This window comes from Janthinobacterium sp. PAMC25594, assembly GCF_019443505.1.
In the GTDB taxonomy this organism is placed as follows: domain Bacteria; phylum Pseudomonadota; class Gammaproteobacteria; order Burkholderiales; family Burkholderiaceae_D; genus Janthinobacterium.
The window spans coordinates 1,489,688-1,508,420 of record NZ_CP080377.1 but is presented as its reverse complement, the minus strand read 5'-3'; the positions used below and the strand labels follow the sequence as shown (position 1 = coordinate 1,508,420).

At 64.2% G+C, this 18,733-nt stretch carries 16 protein-coding genes; 5 read left to right on the top strand and 11 right to left on the bottom strand.

Going from position 1 to position 18,733, the window contains the following annotated elements; all coding sequences use genetic code 11:
• Nucleotides 1-9: 9 nt before the first annotated feature.
• The 5 genes from KY494_RS06645 (at nt 10) to KY494_RS06625 (ending at nt 5,870) form a co-directional block, all read left to right on the top strand.
• On the top strand, nt 10-981 hold the full coding sequence (locus KY494_RS06645) for a hypothetical protein (RefSeq protein WP_219890364.1): 972 nt from the start codon (nt 10-12) through the stop codon (nt 979-981).
• Nucleotides 978-2,738 (top strand): VWA domain-containing protein, encoded by a 1,761-nt coding sequence (locus KY494_RS06640; protein WP_219890363.1) that lies wholly within the window; start codon nt 978-980, stop codon nt 2,736-2,738. Before KY494_RS06645 ends, KY494_RS06640 begins: the two co-directional genes overlap by 4 nt.
• A 125-nt stretch (nt 2,739-2,863) precedes the next feature.
• Nucleotides 2,864-3,457 (top strand): hypothetical protein, encoded by a 594-nt coding sequence (locus KY494_RS06635; RefSeq protein WP_258194711.1) that lies wholly within the window; start codon nt 2,864-2,866, stop codon nt 3,455-3,457.
• A complete protein-coding gene (locus tag KY494_RS06630) occupies nt 3,454-4,833 on the top strand; it encodes a capsule biosynthesis protein CapK (protein ID WP_219890361.1) in 1,380 nt (459 codons plus the stop codon). The genes KY494_RS06635 and KY494_RS06630 overlap by 4 nt, the downstream gene beginning before the upstream one ends.
• On the top strand, nt 4,830-5,870 hold the full coding sequence (locus KY494_RS06625) for an AAA family ATPase (RefSeq protein WP_219890360.1): 1,041 nt from the start codon (nt 4,830-4,832) through the stop codon (nt 5,868-5,870). Before KY494_RS06630 ends, KY494_RS06625 begins: the two co-directional genes overlap by 4 nt.
• 211 nt (nt 5,871-6,081) lie before the next feature.
• On the opposite strand, the gene KY494_RS06620 is transcribed toward KY494_RS06625, so the two are convergent.
• From KY494_RS06620 to malF, 11 genes are all read right to left on the bottom strand, one after another.
• Nucleotides 6,082-6,426, bottom strand: a complete 345-nt coding sequence (locus tag KY494_RS06620; protein WP_258194709.1) for a GyrI-like domain-containing protein — start codon at nt 6,424-6,426, stop codon at nt 6,082-6,084.
• A gap of 94 nt (nt 6,427-6,520) precedes the next feature.
• Entirely contained in the window at nt 6,521-6,796 is a 276-nt protein-coding gene (locus KY494_RS06615; protein ID WP_219890359.1) for a helix-turn-helix transcriptional regulator, read from the bottom strand.
• A gap of 246 nt (nt 6,797-7,042) precedes the next feature.
• Nucleotides 7,043-7,624, bottom strand: a complete 582-nt coding sequence (locus KY494_RS06610) for a DJ-1/PfpI family protein (protein WP_219890358.1) — start codon at nt 7,622-7,624, stop codon at nt 7,043-7,045.
• A 114-nt stretch (nt 7,625-7,738) separates the two neighbouring features.
• On the bottom strand, nt 7,739-8,446 hold the full coding sequence (locus KY494_RS06605) for an MIP/aquaporin family protein (RefSeq protein ID WP_219890357.1): 708 nt from the start codon (nt 8,444-8,446) through the stop codon (nt 7,739-7,741).
• Between the two features lie 42 nt (nt 8,447-8,488).
• A complete protein-coding gene (glpK, locus tag KY494_RS06600; protein WP_219134890.1) occupies nt 8,489-9,988 on the bottom strand; it encodes a glycerol kinase GlpK in 1,500 nt (499 codons plus the stop codon).
• A gap of 147 nt (nt 9,989-10,135) precedes the next feature.
• On the bottom strand, nt 10,136-11,689 hold the full coding sequence (glpD, locus tag KY494_RS06595) for a glycerol-3-phosphate dehydrogenase (RefSeq protein ID WP_258194708.1): 1,554 nt from the start codon (nt 11,687-11,689) through the stop codon (nt 10,136-10,138).
• 599 nt (nt 11,690-12,288) lie between these two features.
• A complete protein-coding gene (locus KY494_RS06590; protein ID WP_219890356.1) occupies nt 12,289-13,575 on the bottom strand; it encodes an O-acetylhomoserine aminocarboxypropyltransferase/cysteine synthase family protein in 1,287 nt (428 codons plus the stop codon).
• A gap of 94 nt (nt 13,576-13,669) precedes the next feature.
• Nucleotides 13,670-14,581, bottom strand: coding sequence for a carbohydrate kinase family protein (locus KY494_RS06585; RefSeq protein ID WP_219890355.1), 912 nt, complete (start codon nt 14,579-14,581; stop codon nt 13,670-13,672).
• A complete protein-coding gene (locus tag KY494_RS06580; protein ID WP_219890354.1) occupies nt 14,578-16,218 on the bottom strand; it encodes an alpha-amylase family glycosyl hydrolase in 1,641 nt (546 codons plus the stop codon). Before KY494_RS06580 ends, KY494_RS06585 begins: the two co-directional genes overlap by 4 nt.
• Nucleotide 16,219: 1 nt before the next feature.
• Nucleotides 16,220-17,110 (bottom strand): maltose ABC transporter permease MalG, encoded by an 891-nt coding sequence (gene malG, locus KY494_RS06575; RefSeq protein WP_219890353.1) that lies wholly within the window; start codon nt 17,108-17,110, stop codon nt 16,220-16,222.
• Nucleotides 17,111-17,120: 10 nt separating this feature from the next.
• Nucleotides 17,121-18,632: a maltose ABC transporter permease MalF gene (malF, locus tag KY494_RS06570; protein WP_219890352.1), complete on the bottom strand. Its 1,512-nt coding sequence runs from the start codon at nt 18,630-18,632 to the stop codon at nt 17,121-17,123.
• Nucleotides 18,633-18,733: the final 101 nt, after the last annotated feature.

Below are 18,733 nucleotides of genomic sequence, written 5' to 3'. Positions count from 1 at the left end.
CGGGCCGCGATGATTTCTCCTGCCTTTGCCTCGATACTTGCCAGCGGCCGCGCCCAGTTCAATGCGCGCGCAGCGGAAGCGCGCCGGCGCTTTCCCGCGCTCGACATGGCTGCTTTTTCCGCCTTTTTGCGCGATGGCGTCGATCCGCTGGTGGTGGCCGTGGCCGCCGCCGCGCCCGAGCGCGTGGGCGGCGTCACCTTGGCCGCCTACGATATGGCCCTGGAACTGGTGGGCCATGGGCTGGCCGGTCCGGCCGCGAAAACCCCTTTCTTGAATACCGTCTGGCGCGAACTGGCGCCATCGTTTGCGCCGCTGCTCTCCACCGCCCCGGTCGACGTGCTGGGCATGCTCAGCAACGCCGCCCTCCACATCGCCTCCGTGGCGGGCGCGCGTCCCGCGCAGTGGCAGCGCGAGCTGGCCGCCCTCGCGGCGCGGATCGCCACGCTGGCGCAGCTGCGCGCCGTGGGCCAGGTGCTGGCCTGGCGCGCCGGCGTCGCGCATTTCCGCCAGGGCGCGCTGGCCGCCGCCGACACCTTGCCGCCCGCGCTGGCGCTGGCCGCCTTCGGCGAGCCTGGTGCGCCATGGCCGCAGGTGCGTGCGCAGTTACAGGAAAATCCGTGGCGCGGCAATGCGGACGGTCGGGAGTTCGGTTCCTTTACGGGCCTCGGTGGCGCTTTCGGCACGCCGCCGCTGGTGCGCGCTTCTGCGGATGGCTTTGTCGTGTATAGCGGCGAGCGTCATTACCTGCTGGTGGCCGACGCCTATGGCGCCGTGCTGCACAGCGCCATGGCGCAGGAGTTCGAGCAGGCGAATGCCGATATGCCAGCGTCCGTGCGGCTCGATGGGGCGACCCTGCAGATCGGCGCGCGCCGCATCGAACTCGATGTGCCGGCCGGCGACATGGCCATCGCCGCGAATGCGCATACGATCGCCGTCACGTCGCCGTGGACGCACGCGATCCGCCTGCTGCCGCTCGCATGAAGAACGATGCCGTCCCCGCTCTGATCGAGGCCTGGCGCGCCGCCTGGCCCGACGCCCTGGCCGTGTGGAGCAAATTTACGCGCCTGCGCGACCCCAGCCTGTGCGCCAGCCACGTCGAGGCCAGCAAGCAGGGCTTGTCCGGCAGCTTCGCCATGATCCGCCTGCTGGACCAGAGCGTGGTGGTGGACCTGCCGCTGGTGACGGAACTGGGGCTGGACGACTATGCGCTGGAAATCCTCGCGCATGAAATCGGCCACCATATCCTCGCGCCGGGCAGCGCCGGCGACCAGTTTCGCCTGCTGGCGCGCATGCGCCGCGCCTTGCCCACCCTGGAGCAGCATGCGCCCATGGTGGCCAACCTGTACACGGACCTGTTCATCAACGACCGCTTGCAGCGCCAGGCGAATTTGCGCATGGCCGACATCTACCGCAAGTTGCAGCAGGGGCGCGAGGTGCAAGCTGACGCTAAAAGCGGCGGCGTGTGGACCCTGTACATGCGCATCTATGAAAACCTGTGGCAGCTGGAAAAGGGGGAACTGGGAGGCGGTCGTGCCGACGAGCGCCTGGATACGGACGCCTGGCTGGGCGCGCGCCTGATACGCGTCTACGCGAACGACTGGATGCTGGCGGCGGGCCGCTTCGCCACCTTGCTGCTGCCCTATCTGGTTGACGATACGGACGCTCTGAGCCCGAGCCGCTATCTGCAGGACACGCGCGACGCGGCCAGGGGCTGCCAGACCTACGGCGCGCAGCAGATCGAGGATGACGAGGAGGGCGGCGCCATCCATCCCGTGCACGACAAGCGCATTTCCGGCCTCGATGGCGAGGAGCCGCCAGGCGAGGCGCCGGCCAAGGCGGGCGGCGGCCAGTTGCGCGAACCGTTCGAGCTGGGCGACATTTTGAAGGCATCGGGCATCGATCTGAGCGACCATGAAATCGCCATCCGCTACTACCGCGAGCGGGCCTTGCCGCACCTGGTGGCGTTTCCCAGCCGTCCGGTCCCCGAATCGCAGGAACCGCAGATGGAAGGGCTGGAGGCGTGGGAAATCGGCGATCCACTCGAGGAAATCGACTGGCTGCAATCCGTGATGCAGTCGCCGCGCCCCGTGCCCGGCGTGACCACCGTGCGCCGCGTGTATGGTCGCGAACCGGCGCGCGCCATCGACGCCGTGCCCGTCGACCTGGACATGTACGTGGACAGTTCCGGCTCCATGCCGAACCCGCAGGCGCACACCTCGTTTTTGACACTGGCCGGCGCCGTCATCGCCCTGTCCGCCCTGCGCGCCGGCGCGAAAGTAAAGGTGACCCTGTGGAGCGGCAAGAACGAGGTGATGCAGACGCCCGGCTTCGTGCGCGATGAAGACATGATCCTGGGCGTGCTGACGGAATTTTTTGGCGGCGGCACGTGCTTTCCCATCCACTGCCTGCGCAAGACCTATGCGGGCAAGCGCGAACGGCCCGCGCACATCCTGATGATTTCCGACGATGGCATCACCACCATGTTCGACAACGATGAACTGGGCAACAGCGGCTGGGATATTTCCGCCAAGGCGCTGGCCCAGGGCGGCGCGGGCGGCACCATGGCCCTGAACCTGGCGCGCGACTGGGATGGCGCGGCGGCCAACAAGTGGCTGCAGCAAACCTATGACGTTTTAAAACGCGCGCGCGGCGAGCAGGGCTGGGATATCCACGCCGTCGAGCGCTACGAGGACTTGCTGGACTTTGCGCGCGCGTTCAGCCGGCGCCACTATGTTTAAATTACCCCAACGGCGAAATCCGAGGTCGGACCCGGCGGGGCAATACGGTCCAATGGACCGTATTGCGATTCCGAAGGAACCGACCCCGGCATTTGCATTTAGGGTTGGATTTTAAAAGTAAAGCGATGAACACTCTTGGCCCACTACTCGAAATATTAACCCACCGCCTGGCCGACACCCCCGTCGAATTCCTCGCCGAGCCGCGCATCGCCGGCGTCGCCAATGCGCAGGCCGTGGCGGTTGCCGCGCTGGTCAACGACATTGTGCTGCTGCATGGCGCGCGCGCGCCGGCCACGTCGCTGCAGGGGTTTATCGGCGCGCAGGTGAAGGCCGACCGCAACCGTCTGGCGCTGGCCATGATCCTGTGCTGGCTGCTGGCCGACGAGTGGTTCATCGGCCAGCAGTTGCCGCAGCATGATCTGCTGCAGGTGCTGGGCGAGGCGGCGCGCGAACTGGCCGCCAGTACGCCCGCCCACCAGTTCACGCAAGACCCGGAGCGGCGCGAGGAGCTGGCGCGCATCGTGCTGGCGCGCCTGGGCTTTCGGCCCCGCGACGAAAGCGTGGCGCAGGCCACGGACAGGTTGTCCGCCATCAGCGGCACGGAGCGCCGCCGCCTGCTCGAAGCGAGCCGCCTGGCCGAGCAGCGCTCGCGCGAGATCCGCGAGGCGCTGGCGAAAAAGGCGGCCGAGGAATCGGCCGACAAGTGGTCGCGCGAATGACGCTCGCTGGCAAACCTGACGTCAATCTGCCGGGCGGCGCCTGGGCATCGGACCGCGATTACTGTCCCACCCTGACGCCGGCCGGCGCGCGCATGCTGGCAAAACTGCGCAGCCATCCTTGCGCGCCCTGGTACCGCAACCGCAGCGGCAACAAGCTGCTGGCCGGGGAGGTTGAAGCACTGCGCGTCTATGAGCAGGAGGTCATGGACGCGGTAGTCGCTTGGAGCGCCGCCGCGCCGCCATCCTGGCTGCCCGATTTTCTCAAGGTGACTTATGCCACGGTGCCGCATTACCGCGCCTGCGGTTCGCCGCCTTCTCGCCTGGCGGACGTGGCGCCCATCAGCCGCGCCGAACTGGCGCACGATATCGCCGCCTTCGTGCCCGACGATGCGGACCTGGCGCGCATGATCAATTTCCAGACGACGGGCACCACGGGCCACCCGCTGCTGATCGCCTCGCACCCGCTGGTGGCGGGGCGCTACCGGGCCTTCCACAAGCGCGCGCTGCGCCGCTTCGGCGTGATTCTGCGCCATGGCGCGGGCCAGGTGGGTGTCATGCTGCTGGGGCACCAGCGCCGCTGCTTCACCTATGTCTCCGTCACGCCCACGATGAACGAATCGGGACTGGCGAAGATCAACCTGCACCCGGACGACTGGCGCGAGCCGGATGACCGCGCGCGCTACCTGGACGCCATGGCGCCCGAGTTGATCGCGGGCGATCCCATCTCGTTTGCCGAGCTGCTGACCTTGCCCATGACGCACAAGCCGGCCGCGCTGCTGTCCGTCTCGATGATGCTGTTGCCCGGCATGCGCGCGCGCCTGGAACAGCGTTTCGGCTGCCCCGTGCTCGACATCTATTCGCTCAATGAAGTGGGGCCGGTGGCCGTCTACGACGAGCGGGCGGGCGGGCACGTGCTGCTGCAGCACCGCTTGTACGTGGAAATCCTCGATAGCGCGGGCCAGCCCGTGCCGGATGGGGCACGCGGCGAAATCACGGTGACGGGCGGGTTTAACTTTTGCCTGCCCCTGGTGCGCTACCGCACGGGCGATTACGCCTCGCTGGCGCATGGCCCCGACGGTCCCGTGCTGGCGGGCCTGGCGGGCCGCAGCCCCTTGCGTTATCGCACGGCGCAGGGACAGTGGATCAACAATATCGACATCACGCACGCCTTGAAGCCGCTGGCCATCGCCCTGTTCGGCGTGCACCAGCATGGCGATGGCAGCGTCGCGCTGCGCCTGGCGCCGGGCGCCATGCCGCAGGCCGACCAGGCGCGCGCCTTGCTGGCGCCTTTTTTCGGCGTCGTCACGGTCGAGACCTTGCTGGCGGAAGACAAGATCATTCAATACACGTCGGATTTGCGGGAAGCGGCAGTATGAGCAGATACAAACGGGGCCTGGTCGTGGGCAAATTCTGCCCGCTGCACCTGGGCCATGAACTATTGATACAGCGCGCCACGGAAGGGTGCGAAGAGCTGCTGGTGGTCAGCTACACCAGGCCTGAATTTCCCGGCCTGGAACCGGCGCGCCGGGAAACCTGGCTGCGCGCGCGGTTCCCGCAGGCGGTGGTCGTGGTACTGGACGATGCGCGCCTGGCCGCCCTGTGCGTGGCGCGTCGCGTGCCTGCGCGTCCGCTGCCGCACAACGACGACGAGGGCGACGCGCATCGCCACTTCATGGGCTGGCTGTGCTGGACGGTGCTGGCGCTGCCCGTCGATGCGGTGTTCAGCAGCGAGGATTACGGTCCCGGCTTTGCGCGTGTGCTGGAACGGCATTACGCAAGCGGGCCGGTGGCGCATGTCAGCGTGGACCAGGCGAGAACGCTGGTGCCCGTGTCCGGAACGCGGGTAAGGCAAGACCCGCAGGCCCACAGCGCCTTCCTGTCGCCCGTCGTGCGCGCCGATTTTGTCACGCGCGTGTGCGTGCTGGGTGGCGAATCGAGCGGCAAGACGACCCTGGCCGCCGCGCTGGCGGCGCATTTCGATACCGGCTGGGTGGCCGAGTATGGCCGTGAGCTGTGGGAAAGCCAGGATGGCATTTTGCACTACGACGATCTGCTGAAAATCGGCAGGGAACAGCTGCGCCGCGAAGCGCAAGCCGCCATGGCCGCGCAGCGCTGGCTGTTTTGCGACACGTCGCCCCTGACCACCTATTTTTACTGTGTCGAGATGTTCGGCAGGGCCGAGCAGGAACTGGCGCGGCTGGCCGAACACCGCTACGAGCTGGTGCTGCTGTGCGCCCCCGATTTCCCCTTCATCCAGGACGGCACGCGCCGCGACGGCGATTTCCGCGCGCGTCAGCATGCGTGGTACAGGGACGAGCTGGCGCGGCGGGGGATTGCGTATGTCGATGTGTCCGGCACGGTCGCAGACAGGGTCGGGCAAGTCGCGCAGTGGCTCGCGCGTAGGTCGGATTAGCGTAGCGTAATCCGACAACATTGTTGGCCATGTCCCTGGTGGCGTCGGATTACGCGCTTGCGCGCTAATCCGACCTACGCTGTTGTTACAGGGGCCGCACGGGAATGCAGATCTCGCAAGAGAATTCGCCGGTGGCCGGGTCCATGGCCGTGGCGGCGGAAAAGCGCTCGAAGCAGGGGCGCTCGTCCCACTGCAGGCCGCTGGCCGGCAGCTATTCGCGCGTCATGCGCGTCCACGTCTCGGCGATGGCGCTGGACGGCCCCTTGAACTGCGTTACCGCATAGCGCCCGCCGGGCAGGGTGGTGATGCTGGCCCGGCCGCCTGGCTGGAAGCCCTCTGGCAAGGCGACGCAGGCGTCATAGCGGCATTTGTCGGGCGGCGTGATGCTGGGATCGTCATGTCCGATGCCGTAGCAGGTGGCGTCGCCCAGGCCGTGCGACTGCATCCATGGTGCGACGGTGTCGCGCCAGAATGCACCGATGGCGGGGCCGTAGGGACCGATATGGCGCTGGCACGCCACGCTGGCGGGCGGCAGGTCGATGATGGTAACTTGCATGGGACTCTCTCTATAAAATGGATTGGAGTACCCATGGTGCTGGAAGTTCGGCCCGGTTTCCTGATCCGCATTGCGCATGGCCTGATCCGGATTGCTATCTTGCCGGCGCTGGCGCATGGCCGTGAGCATGGCAGCGTTTTTCGCGGCGACGCCGGCGCGCATAGTCGCCCAGCGTTTCGCCCATCCAGGCGGCGAACACGCGGTGAAAGTGGAAGCGCGAAAAATGCGCGACGTCGGCCAGCTGCGCCAGGTCCAGCGGCGTGTCGAGGTGGTGGTCGATATGATCGAGCACGGCATTCATGCGCCGCGCATATTCGGCGCGGAACAGGCCAGATACCGGCTGCTCAGGGGGAGTAGGAGGAGAAGACATGCCGCCGATTATGGCATGAAGTCCCCTCCGTGCGGTTTGAAACAGGGCCTCAGGCCGCATTCAAGGCCGGTTCCAGCTCGTTGCGCCAGTCGTCGATTTATGCCGGCAGTGATACATGGCCCAGCCGCAATCCCAGCCGCGCTAGCAGTGCTCGCACTGCATCGCAGCGGGCGGCTTGCAAGCATCCGCTTATGTTCTTCATAAATTCACAATAATTGACTGCGGATTACTTAGCTGTTTCACGGATCAGAGCGTGATTGCTGTTCCCAGTCGCTGGAGAAATTGCGCCAGCCATTGCGGGTGCGCGGGCCATGCCGGCGCCGTGACGAAACCGCCATCGGTGACTGCCTGGTCCACTGCAATGTCCGCATAGTCGCCACCGGCCAGGCGCACTTCCGGCGCGCACGCGGGATACGCCGCAATGCGTTTTCCGCGGATGACATCGGCGGCGACCAGCACTTGCGCGCCATGACAGATGGCCGCGATCGGTTTGTCGGCGGCGGAGAATTGGCGCACGATCTCGATCACGCGCGGGTTCAGGCGCAGATATTCGGGCGCGCGACCGCCCGTGATCATCAGGGCGTCGTAGTCGCCCACCTCGACTTCGTCGAAGCTGGCATTGAGCGCAAACAGATGCCCCGGCTTCTCCGTATAGGTCTGGTCGCCCTCGAAGTCGTGAATCGCGGTCTTGATCTTGTCCCCGCTCTTCTTGCCCGGGCAGACGGCATGCACCGTGTGGCCGACCATCTGCAATGCCTGGAACGGCACCATCATTTCATAATCTTCCGCAAAATCGCCGGTCAAAAACAAGATTTTTTTCGCTGCCATGTGTGTCTCCTGGTGAAAGTGCCTACTCCACGCCGCGTCGGCCGTGCGTTGTCATCCGTCCTGCCTGGCAAGACGGCCCTGTACGGCGGACGCGGGGGAGTAGTGGGATCGGAATTAAAACTTATAGTTGTACAGCAGTGCCGCCAGGACGGCGCCCAGCAGCGGGCCGACGACCGGTACCCAGGCATAGCGCCAATCGCTGTCGCGCTTGCCCGGGATGGGCAGGATCGCGTGCATGATGCGCGGACCGAAGTCGCGCGCCGGGCTCATCGCGTAACCCGTGGTGCCGCCGAGCGACACGCCGATGCCCAGCACCAGCAGGGCGACCGGCAAGGCACTCATGGCGCCCAGTCCGAAGCTCGGCGCCGCCATGTTCAGCACGGCAAACACGAGGACGAAGGTGGCGATCATTTCGGAAGCGAGGCTGCCGAAGGTGCCACGGATCGCCGGGCCGGTGCAAAAGACCGCCAGTTTGGTGTCGCCATCGGGGGTGGCCTCGAAGTGCTTGTAGTACATGACCCAGACCAGAAACGCCCCCATCATGCCGCCGAGCATCTGCATGGCGACATAGGCGGGGACATTTGCCCAGGGAAATTTCCCGACCACCGCCAGCGCCACGGTCACCACCGGATTGAGGTGGCCGCCGCTGGCGGTGGCGGTGCACAGCACGGCGACAAAGACCGCCATCGCCCAGCCGATGGCGATCACGACCAGGCCGCTGTTGTGGCCCTTGGTTTTTTGCAAGATGACGTTGGCGACCACGCCATTGCCCAGCAGGACGAGCAAGGTGGTGCCGATGAATTCGGCGAATAAAGGATGCATGTGAGACTTCCAGTGAGGTGGGCGGGATGGGCGTGTGGTCGATCAGACCGCATCGGCCCAGGCTTTGCTGGCGTTGACCGCACGCTGCCATCCCTGTATGTGGGTCTTCACTGTGTTCGCGTCGAGCGCCGGCGTGAAGCGGCGGTCCAGTTTCCATTGGTCCTGTATGTCGCTGACATCCTTCCAGTAACCGACCGCCAGGCCGGCCAGATACGCCGCGCCCAGGGCCGTCGTTTCGGTGATTTGCGGGCGCACCACGTCCACGCCGAGCAGGTCCGACTGGAATTGCATCAACAAATCGTTGGCCACCGCGCCGCCGTCAACGCGCAATTCGGTGATCTTGCCGCCCAAGTCGGCTTCCATGGCCTTCAATACGTCCAGCGACTGGTAGGCGATGCTGTCGAGCGCAGCGCGCGCGATGTGGGCCGAGGTGGTGCCGCGCGTCACGCCGAACAGCGTGCCGCGGGCGCGCGGATTCCAATGCGGTGCGCCCAGTCCGGCGAAGGCCGGCACCAGATAGACGCCGTCGCCATGCGGCACCGAGCGTGCCAGTGCCTCGATTTCAGAAGCGCTCTTGATGATGCCGAGCCCGTCGCGCAGCCATTGCACGACCGCGCCGCCGATGAAAATACTGCCTTCGAGCGCGTAGTTGACTTGTTCGCCGATCTGCCACGCGATTGTGGTGACGAGATTGTTCTTCGATTCAATCGGTTTTTCGCCCGTGTTCATCACCAGGAAGCAACCTGTGCCGTAGGTGTTCTTGACCATGCCTGGCTTGGTGCACATCTGGCCGAACAGCGCCGCGTGCTGGTCGCCGGCGATGCCGGCCAGCGGCACGGCGGAGGCGAACAAGGTGGTTTTGGTGGTGCCGTAGACGGCGGAAGACGGATGCACTTCCGGCAGCATGCTGCGCGGGATATCCATCATGGCCAGCAACTCGTCGTCCCATTGCAGCGTGTGGATGTTGAACAGCATGGTGCGCGAGGCGTTGGTGACATCGGTGACGTGCAGTCCCTGCTGCGAGAGATTCCAGACCAGCCAGCTGTCGACAGTGCCGAAGGCGAGCTTGCCCTGGTTGGCGCGTTCGCGCGCCCCTGGAACGTTGTCGAGTATCCAGCGGATCTTGGTTGCGGAGAAATACGAATCGATCGGCAAGCCGGTTTTTTCCCGCACGATGGCTTCGAGGCCGCGGCCTTTCAGTTCATCGCAGAAATCGGCCGTGCGGCGGTCTTGCCAGACGATGGCGTTGTACACGGGGCGGCCCGTCTCGCGGTCCCAGACGATGGTCGTTTCGCGCTGGTTGGTGATGCCGATGGCGGCGATCGATGCGCCATTCAGTCCCGCGTGCGTGACGGCTTCGGCGGCGACGCCGGCCTGCGTCGACCAGATATCCTGCGGGTCATGTTCGACCCAACCCGGCTGCGGATATATTTGCGGGAATTCCTTTTGTGCCACCGAGACGATGTTGCCGGCCCGATCAAACAACACTGCGCGTGAGCTTGTCGTTCCCTGATCGAGCGCAAGAATGTATTGGTCCTTCATCGCCATTTTCTGCATGTCTTCTTCTCCGTCTATAGTTGATTTTTTTTGCCGGTCTTTGCCGCGCCGGTCACTCGGTAAAACTGTCATCCCGTGTCCAGGGAGATGGTCCAGGCAAGGCAAAGCCGCCTGGCTCTCAGGCTTATTTGTTCAAGCGCTCATCTCAGGCATCGACATCTGTTTGATCCATTCCTCCAGACGCGCCACATGCCGCGGCTGGCAGTACAAGCCGCATTTGGTTCTGCGCCAAAGGATGTCTTCGGCACAGCGTGCCCATTCCACCTCGAACAGATAGCGCGCTTCCTGTTCGTACACGCCGGGCGTCAGTTCCTCGCCCAGATCCGTCATCTTCTTTGCCGTGCCGAGCATGCGCCTGGCGCGGGTGCCGTAACAGCGCGCATAACGTTGCGCCAGCTTGCCAGGCAGCCATGGGTACTGGGCCTGCAGTTGTTGTGCAAAGCGCTCGAAGTCGATGTTCTCAACCAGCGCGCCCGCTTGCTGCAAGTCGCCGCCCGGCAAGGGTGCCGAGGCGGTCCAGTCCGGCGCAGCGCCGCCCAGGCGCGGCTGCAGCATGGCCAGCGCTTCTTCCGACAGTTTCCGGTAAGTGGTGATCTTGCCGCCCCAGATATTGAGGAAGGGGGCGGTGTCCGGGTCGCATTCGAGCAGGTAGTCGCGCGTCACCGCCGAGGCGTTTTGCGCGCTGTCGTCGAGCAGCGGTCGCACCCCGGAATAGGTCCAGACCACGTCGCTCGGTGCAATCTGTTTGGTGAAATAACGGTTGGCCACCTCGCACAGGTAGCTCACTTCGCCGTCGCTGATCGTCACCTTGCCGGGCTCGCCGGTGTATTCCAGGTCGGTGGTGCCGATCAGGGTGAACTCGTCCTGATAGGGAATGGCGAAGATGATGCGTTTGTCCTGGTTCTGGAAAATATAGGCGTAAGGATGATCGAACAGGCGCGGCACGATGATGTGGCTGCCCTTGACCAGCCGCAGGCCGTGCGTATTGCTCACGCCCGAGGCGGCGTTGGCGAATTGCGCGGTCCAGGGGCCGGCGGCGTTGACGATGGCGCGCGCCGTCACGTCGATGCGGCCATGCTGCTCGCTCTCCAGCGTGGCGTGCCAGCCCTGGCCTTCCTGGCGCACCGCCGCGCAGCGGGTGCGCGTCAGGATGTTGGCGCCGCGTTCGCTCGCGTCCAGCGCATTGAGCACCACCAGGCGCGCATCGTCCACCCAGCCGTCGGAGTACACGAAGCCCTTGCCGAAATCGCCTTTCAGCGGTCCGCCCGCCACGTGCTGGCGCAGTGACACGCCTTGCGAGGCCGGCAGGAAAGCGCGTCGCGCCAGATGGTCATACAGGAACAGTCCGGCACGGATCATCCAGGCCGGCCGTTGTCCGGCGTCGTGCGGCATGACGAAGCGCAGCGGCCACATGATGTGCGGTGCCGTGCGCAACAGCAATTCGCGTTCCTGCAAGGCCTTGCGCACCAGCTTGAATTCGTAATACTCAAGGTAACGCAGGCCGCCGTGTATCAGTTTGGTGCTGGCCGAGGACGTGTGCTGGGCCAGATCGTGCTGCTCGCACAGGATGACGCGCAAACCGCGGCCGGCCGCATCGCGCGCGATACCGACGCCGTTGATGCCGCCGCCGACGATTAAAAGATCACAGTCCTGTTGCGCTAGCTGCTTGATTGTCGATTGCATCATGATCCTGAAGGTGGTGATAGGCCGCTATGGGCTATAAAAAGTGCATGGTTTCAGGTGTTTCTCATCGCGCCACGCAGTCGCTGTCATGCGCCTGCCTGCCACTGCCATGGGCGCATCCGGGCGTTCATGCGAACAGGAAGAGAACTGCGCTGAAGTGAAGAATAACGCGCTTTTTTTGTTTATTCTACGCACGTTCGAAAATTTAACAACATCTAATTCTTCTTTATTGTTCGTTTCGATTCGTTTTCGCAACACGACAATATCGAGCATGAGCGGCGGCGCATAGGCCGGCTGCCCGCCGCATGCCGGAAGCACGGGCGTTCGCCGATCATCAAACCGGGCAGGCGCAGCGAAGAAGTCGCCACGGCATAGGCGTGACATCAGGGGAGGCGGGGAGGGGGTAAGGAGGTTGCGGGCTGGACCTGGGGGCGATCCAGTGCAACCATGTGGACGATGACAGCAGCGTCGCTGGCGCTCTGCGTGAACGCCGGCTTCGCTTTACGGCATGCAGGAACCTGTCCCGGCGGGGGCTGCATGCCTATGCCGGGACAGGCTTTCAGCCTGATTTCAACCTGATTTCAGCTTGATTTCAACCTGATTCAGGCCGCGTTCAACGCCTGCTCCAGGTCTTCACGCAAGTCGTCGATATGCTCGATGCCGACCGACAGGCGCAGCATGTCTTCGGACACGCCGGCCTTGGCCAGTTCTGCCGGATTGAGCTGGCGGTGCGTGGTGGACGCCGGGTGGGTGGCCAGCGACTTGGCGTCGCCGATATTGACCAGGCGCGTGAACAGCTGCAGGGCGTCGAGCACGCGGGCGCCGGCCGCGCGCGGGTCTTCGCTTGCCGTCAGTTTCAGGCCGAACGACAAAATGCCCGAGGCGCGGCCGTGCATGTATTTTTTCACCAGCGCGTGGTCCGGGTGGTCTTCCAGGCCCGCGTAATTGACCCACGCGACTTTCGGATGGTTTTTCAGGTGCTTGGCCAGGGCCAGCGTGTTGTCGCAGATGCGGTCCATGCGCAAGGCCAGCGTCTCGATGCCCTGGATCAGCTGGAAGGCGCTCAAGGGCGAAATCGCCGCGCCCATATTGCGCAGCGGGACGACGCGCGCGCGGCCGATGAAGGCGGCGGGGCCGAACGCTTCCGTGTAGACGACGCCGTGATACGACACGTCCGGCTCGTTCAGGCGCTTGAAGCGTTCCTTGTGCTCGGCCCACGGGAACTTGCCGCTGTCGACGATGGCGCCGCCCACGGTGGTGCCGTGGCCGCCCAGGTATTTGGTCAGCGAATGGACGACGATGTCGGCGCCATGCTCGATGGGGCGGAACAGATAGGGGCTCGGTACCGTGTTATCGACAATCAGCGGGATGCCGTGCGCATGCGCGATCTCGGCCAGTTTGGCTACATCGGTGACATTGCCCAGCGGGTTGCCGATCGATTCGCAGAAGATGGCCTTGGTGCGCGCATCGATCAGCGCGGCGAAGGTCTCGGGCTGGCGCGCGTCGGCGAAGCGCACTTCGATGCCGATCTGCGGCAGCGTGTGGGCAAACAGGTTGTAGGTGCCGCCATACAGCTGGCTGGCGGAGATGAAATTGTCGCCCGCTTCGGCGATCGTCTGGATCGCGTAGGTGATGGCCGCCATGCCCGACGCCACGGCCAGCGCGGCCACGCCGCCTTCCAGCGCCGCGACGCGCTTTTCCAGCACGTCCTGCGTGGGGTTCATGATGCGCGTGTAGATATTGCCGGCGACTTTCAGGTCGAACAGGTCGGCGCCATGCTGGGCATTGTCGAAGGCGTAGGCCACCGTCTGGTAGATGGGGACGGCGGCGGCCTTGGTGGTCGGGTCGGGGGTGTAGCCGGCATGCACGGCCAGGGTTTCGATTCTCATGTGGTCTCCGGTGTCGATGGTATGCGGTGGTGAAATCCGCAGCCATTGTGCCATGCGTCCGTTAGCCCGTTGCTACGCTTGATAGAATATTAAGTCATAAGCTAGTGCCGTCTTGATATAAGTCATGCAGCTCTGCCAGCTCGATAAACCGTTCATGCGTGCCATGCTGGGCGCAGGCAAACGCGCCGCCGATGGCGCCGTGGCGCATGGCGGCGTCGATGCCCGCACCGTCCAGCCAGGCGTGCAAAAAGGCTGCCACAAACGAGTCGCCCGCGCCATTCGTGTCCACCACGGGCAGCGTCAAGCCTGCCGTCGGGTAGTGCCGCACTTCGCCGTTGATTCGTTCCAGCAGGTAGGCGCCGTCGGCGCCGGCCATGGCGATCACGGCCTGCGCGCGGCCTTCCGAAATAATTGCGCGCATGACGTCGTCCCGACGTTCGCCCAGCGCCGCCGTGCTGAGGAAGACCAGGTCGGCGCGCAGGGCAAACACCTTGTGGTGCGGGTTGACGCCATCCCAGTCGTGCAAATCGGTCGACACCGTGGTGCCGCACGCTTGCGCATCGTCAAACAGTTCGGCCACCCAGCCCATGATGGAAAAATGCGCGTGGCGCGCCGGCCCCAGGTAGGGAAGATAAAAGGCGGCCGGCATGCGCACATCTTCCGGATGGCGGCCGTCGTACAGCGACAGCCGGCGCCCTTGCGGGTCGACCAGGTTGACGCTGCGCCGCGTGCCCGAGGGTTCGATGATGTGCGAAAAATCGAGCCTGGCATCTTTATAGCGCTGCAGGATGGCCGCGCCTTGCGCATCGTCGCCGATGAAGTCGATGAACTTGCAGCGCAAGCCCAGCGCGTGGCAACCGAGCGCCACGCCATTGCCCGTGTGCGCCACATAGTCGAGGATGGGCGCCACGTGCAGCGAATCGGCGACGGGCAATTGCAGGTCGGGGACGCGCACGATGGTATCGATGCCGGCGCCACCGACCACTAAGACGTCATAGGTACTCATGGTGCTGCCTTTTCTAACAGGACGCTGCCGGCCGCGTTCACGGCGACGGCGCCATTTTTGACGATGTAGGTTTGATTGGTGTAGGCGTCGCGCACACTGGTGCCATCGGCAAAGACGCCGTGCACCTTCAGTGCGATGGCGCCTTGCGCTTCGGGCACGGCGATGACGGCGTCACCATCGATCACGCGGGCGAAGGCGTACGGCTTGTCGTTGATGAACCGATGCTCGCCGCGCGCCAGGGCAGGATGGCGCAAGCGGAACTGGCCCAGCTTGCGCGCATGCGCAAGAGTTGCAGAGTCCATGGATGTCCAGTTCATGTCGGAGCGGGTCGCCTGCTGTTCGTCGCCGACGGGCGCCGCGCCAGGCTGGCGCGCGCTTTCATCACCATAGAACAGCTGCACGCCGCCCGGCGCCAGCAGCAGGGCGGACAAGCCATGTTTCAATTGCTCGCGCGGGAACAGGCTGGTGTCGTGCGAGGAGATGTACGACAGGATGTCGTAGCGGGGCGCATTGCCAATGCGCTTGCCTAGCAGGCCCGCGTACTGGCGGTACACGCCATCGATGCTTGTCCAGTCGCCGCCAGCGCGGCCTTGAAAATCGAAATTGATCATCGAGTCGAAGCCCGCGTCATGCCAGCTGCTGCGCTCGGGGCCGTGGCCCCACGCTTCGCCCGTCATCCAGAACGGCGCGTCGTCGATTTTCTGCTCGGGATGGCGCGTTTTCCAATCCTTGAGGGCATCGGTGGCGGCCGCGCGCAGGGCCAGCCAGCTGTTTGGTTCCACGTGCTTGACGGTGTCGGCCCTGAAACCGTCGACGCCGAATTCGCGCACCCAGTTGGCCAGCCAGTGCACCAGGTAGCCGCGCACGGTGGTGTCGGGCAGGGCCACGGCGCGCGTATCCATCTTGCGCTGCAGGATAGGCGGCAAGTCCACGGCCTTGCCGCTTTCCGTGCGGAAGTCGGGCAGGTACGCCAGTTGCATCGTGTAGTCGTCCTGGCCGCCGTCGGGATAGCCGGGCAAGCCGGCGCGCACCCAGTCCGGGCCCCACCACTGCTTGAATTCGAAGTTGTTGTAGTCGATGAAGCTGTGATAGTCGCGCAAGCCGGCCTTTTCATGGCCGGGCCACAGCACCGGTACCTTGTATTCGGCCAGGGTGCGCAAGTCCGCATAGCCGGGATGGTTCAGCACCACGTCGAACAGCACGCGGATGCCTTGCGCGTGCGCCGTGGCGATCATCTCGCGCAGCTCTTCGCGCGTGCCCATGTTGGCGTCCATGGTCGTGTAGTCGAGTGCCCAGTAGCCGTGGTAGGCATAGTGCTGGAATTGCTGCTTGCCGCCCACCACCCAGCCGTGGATCTGTTCATACGGCGCCGTGATCCACAGGGCGTTGACGCCCAGCTCCGTGAAATAGCCGGCTTTCAGCTGCTGCGTGATGCCGGCGATGTCGCCGCCGTGAAAGCTGCCCACGTCGCCACCTTGCGGGTCGGCGGCGCGGCCATAACTGTGGTCGTTGCCGGGATTGCCGTTGGCGTAGCGATCCGTCACGGCGAAGTAGACGATGGGATTGTCCGCGAAACTGCCCGCCTGCGCCGGTGCGCAGAAGAGCAAAGCGGCGAGGGCGGTCAGCACGGTCTTCATGTCAGCCCTTCACGCCGCCAGCCGTCAGGCCGGAGATCATCCATTTTTGCGCCAGCAGGAATACGGCCGTGATGGGCAAGCCGGACAAAATGGCTGCCGCGGCGAAGTCGCCCCACAGGTATTTTTGCTCGTACAGGAACAGTTTCGAGCCGACGGCCAGGGTCAGGTTGTTCTGTTCATGCAGCAGCACGGAAGCGATCGGGTATTCGATGATGGCGCCGATGAACGACAGCAGGAATACGACCATCAAAATGGGCACCGTCATCGGCAGCAGCACGTAGATGAACGCTTGCCACTGCGTGGCGCCGTCGACCTTGGCCGCTTCCTCGATCTCGATGGGGATGGTTTGATAGTATCCCTTGATGGTCCAGATATGCAGGGCGATACCGCCCGTGTAAGCGAGCACCAGGCTGCCGTGGTGGTCGATGCCCAGCCACGGCACGTAGCTGCCCAGCACATCGAAGATGGCGTAGATGGCCACCAGGGCCAGCACGGCGGGGAACATCTGCAGCGGCATCAGCGCGGACAGCGTCTGCGACTTGAAGCGGAACTGCATGCGCGCGAACGCATACGCGCAGGTGGTCGACAGCAGCACGGTGACGGTGGCGCTCATGCTGGCCACCTTGATGGAATTCCACAGCCACAGCAGCACGGGGAAGTCCGGCTCGACCAGGGTGCCGTTGGGCGCCTGGTAAGACATGCCCAGCGCCAATCGCCAGTGCTCGAAGCTGATCTCGGGCGGGATCAGACTGCCCGAGGCGAAGTTGCCGGGTCGCAGAGAGATCGACAAGATCATCAGGAAGGGGAACATCACCAGCGCGATCAGCGCGATCACGGCGACGTGGGCCGCCAGGATGCGCCAGCGGTTGGAACGATCGACAACGATAGCCATATGCTGTCCTTTATGCTTTGTTCATGCGCGTCAGGCGCATGTTGACCAGCGAAATCGCGGCCACGAGGAAGAAGATCAGGGTCGAGATGGCGGCGGCCAGGCCAAAGTTCTGGCCGGAATCCTCGAACGCGATGCGGTAGGTGTAGGACACGAGCAAGTCCGTCGTGCCGGCCGGTAAGGTGGTGTCGAGGAAATCAGGACGCCCGCCCGTCAGCAAGCTGATCAGTACGAAATTATTGAAATTGAAACCCAGGCTGGCCACCATCAGCGGCGTCAGCGGCTTGATGATCAACGGCAAAGTGATCTTGAAGAAATTCGTCAGCGGTCCCGCACCGGCCAGGGCCGACGCTTCGTACAGGTCCGACGGGATCGCCTTGATGAGACCCATGCACACGACCATCATGTAAGGGTAGCCGAGCCAGGTGTTGACGATCAGGATCATGGCCTTGGCCAGGGTGGTGTCCGAGAACCAGGCGGGCTTGATGCCGAACAGGGCGTCGAGCACGAGGTTGATTTCGCCAAAGTTGTTATTGAACAAGCCCTTGAAGACCAGGATGGAGATAAAGCCGGGCACGGCGTACGGCAGGAACAGCAGGGTGCGGTACAGGCCGCGGAAGCGCAGCGCATCCCAGTTCAAGAGCACGGCCAGCACCATGCCCAGGCCCGTCGTGGTGGCCACGCTGATCAGGGCGAAAACGATGGTCCAGACGAAAATGCGCAGGAAGGGGCCGCGGAACGCTTCATCGGAGAAAATTTTCACGAAGTTGGCGAAGCCCACGTTGACCTTGAAACCCGGTTCCAGTTTCGTGCCGTCCGGCATTTCATAAAAGCCCGTCTTGAAGTTCGGTTTGACCAGTTCACCCGTGGCGATTTTCTTCAGGGTCTTGTCGGGGAGTTGCTTGTAGACATGCGCGACGGGGCCGAATTCGCGCAAGCCCACCATGCGCAGCTCGATCTTGTTCGGCAGCACGAGGGTGAGCAGCTTCAAATCCTTTTGCAGCGCGATGATGTCCTTGATGGGCAGCGGCGGGGCCAGCACGGGCGCCTGCACGGGGTCAGCCGGCGCCACTTCCACGGTCAAAGGTACGGCGCGCTTCAGGGCCAGCGGCGGCGTCAAGAGCACTTCGCCCGTGTCCGGGCTTTCCAGGCGCAAGCGGTATTCCTTGTTGTCCGGGTGCACGGTCAGCGCGTAGCCCGTGCTTTCCACGCGCTGCGTCTCGTCCAGCAAATATTGCGTGGCCCGCTCGTAGGTGAGCAGGTTGCGCGAACTGAAATTGGTAAAGCCGATCGACACCGTGTACACCATCGGCAGCAGCACGAAGACGATGACCGCCGTGATGCCGGGAAACAGATAACGGTAGGCATAGGCGCGCGGCGACGTGAAGACAAACGTCGTCAAGGTCAGCAAGCCGAGGAAAACGGCGGCCAGCATGGTCTGGCCGGATATGTACAACATGAAGAGCAGATACAGACCCAGCGCCATGCTGATGGTCAATACCGTAGGGCCGATAAACTTGCGCACGATGGATACCTGTAATGATACGTAGGTCGGATTAGGCCCAAAGGGCCGTAATCCGACAACATTGTTGGCGGCACATGTCGGATTACGCGCTACACGCTAAT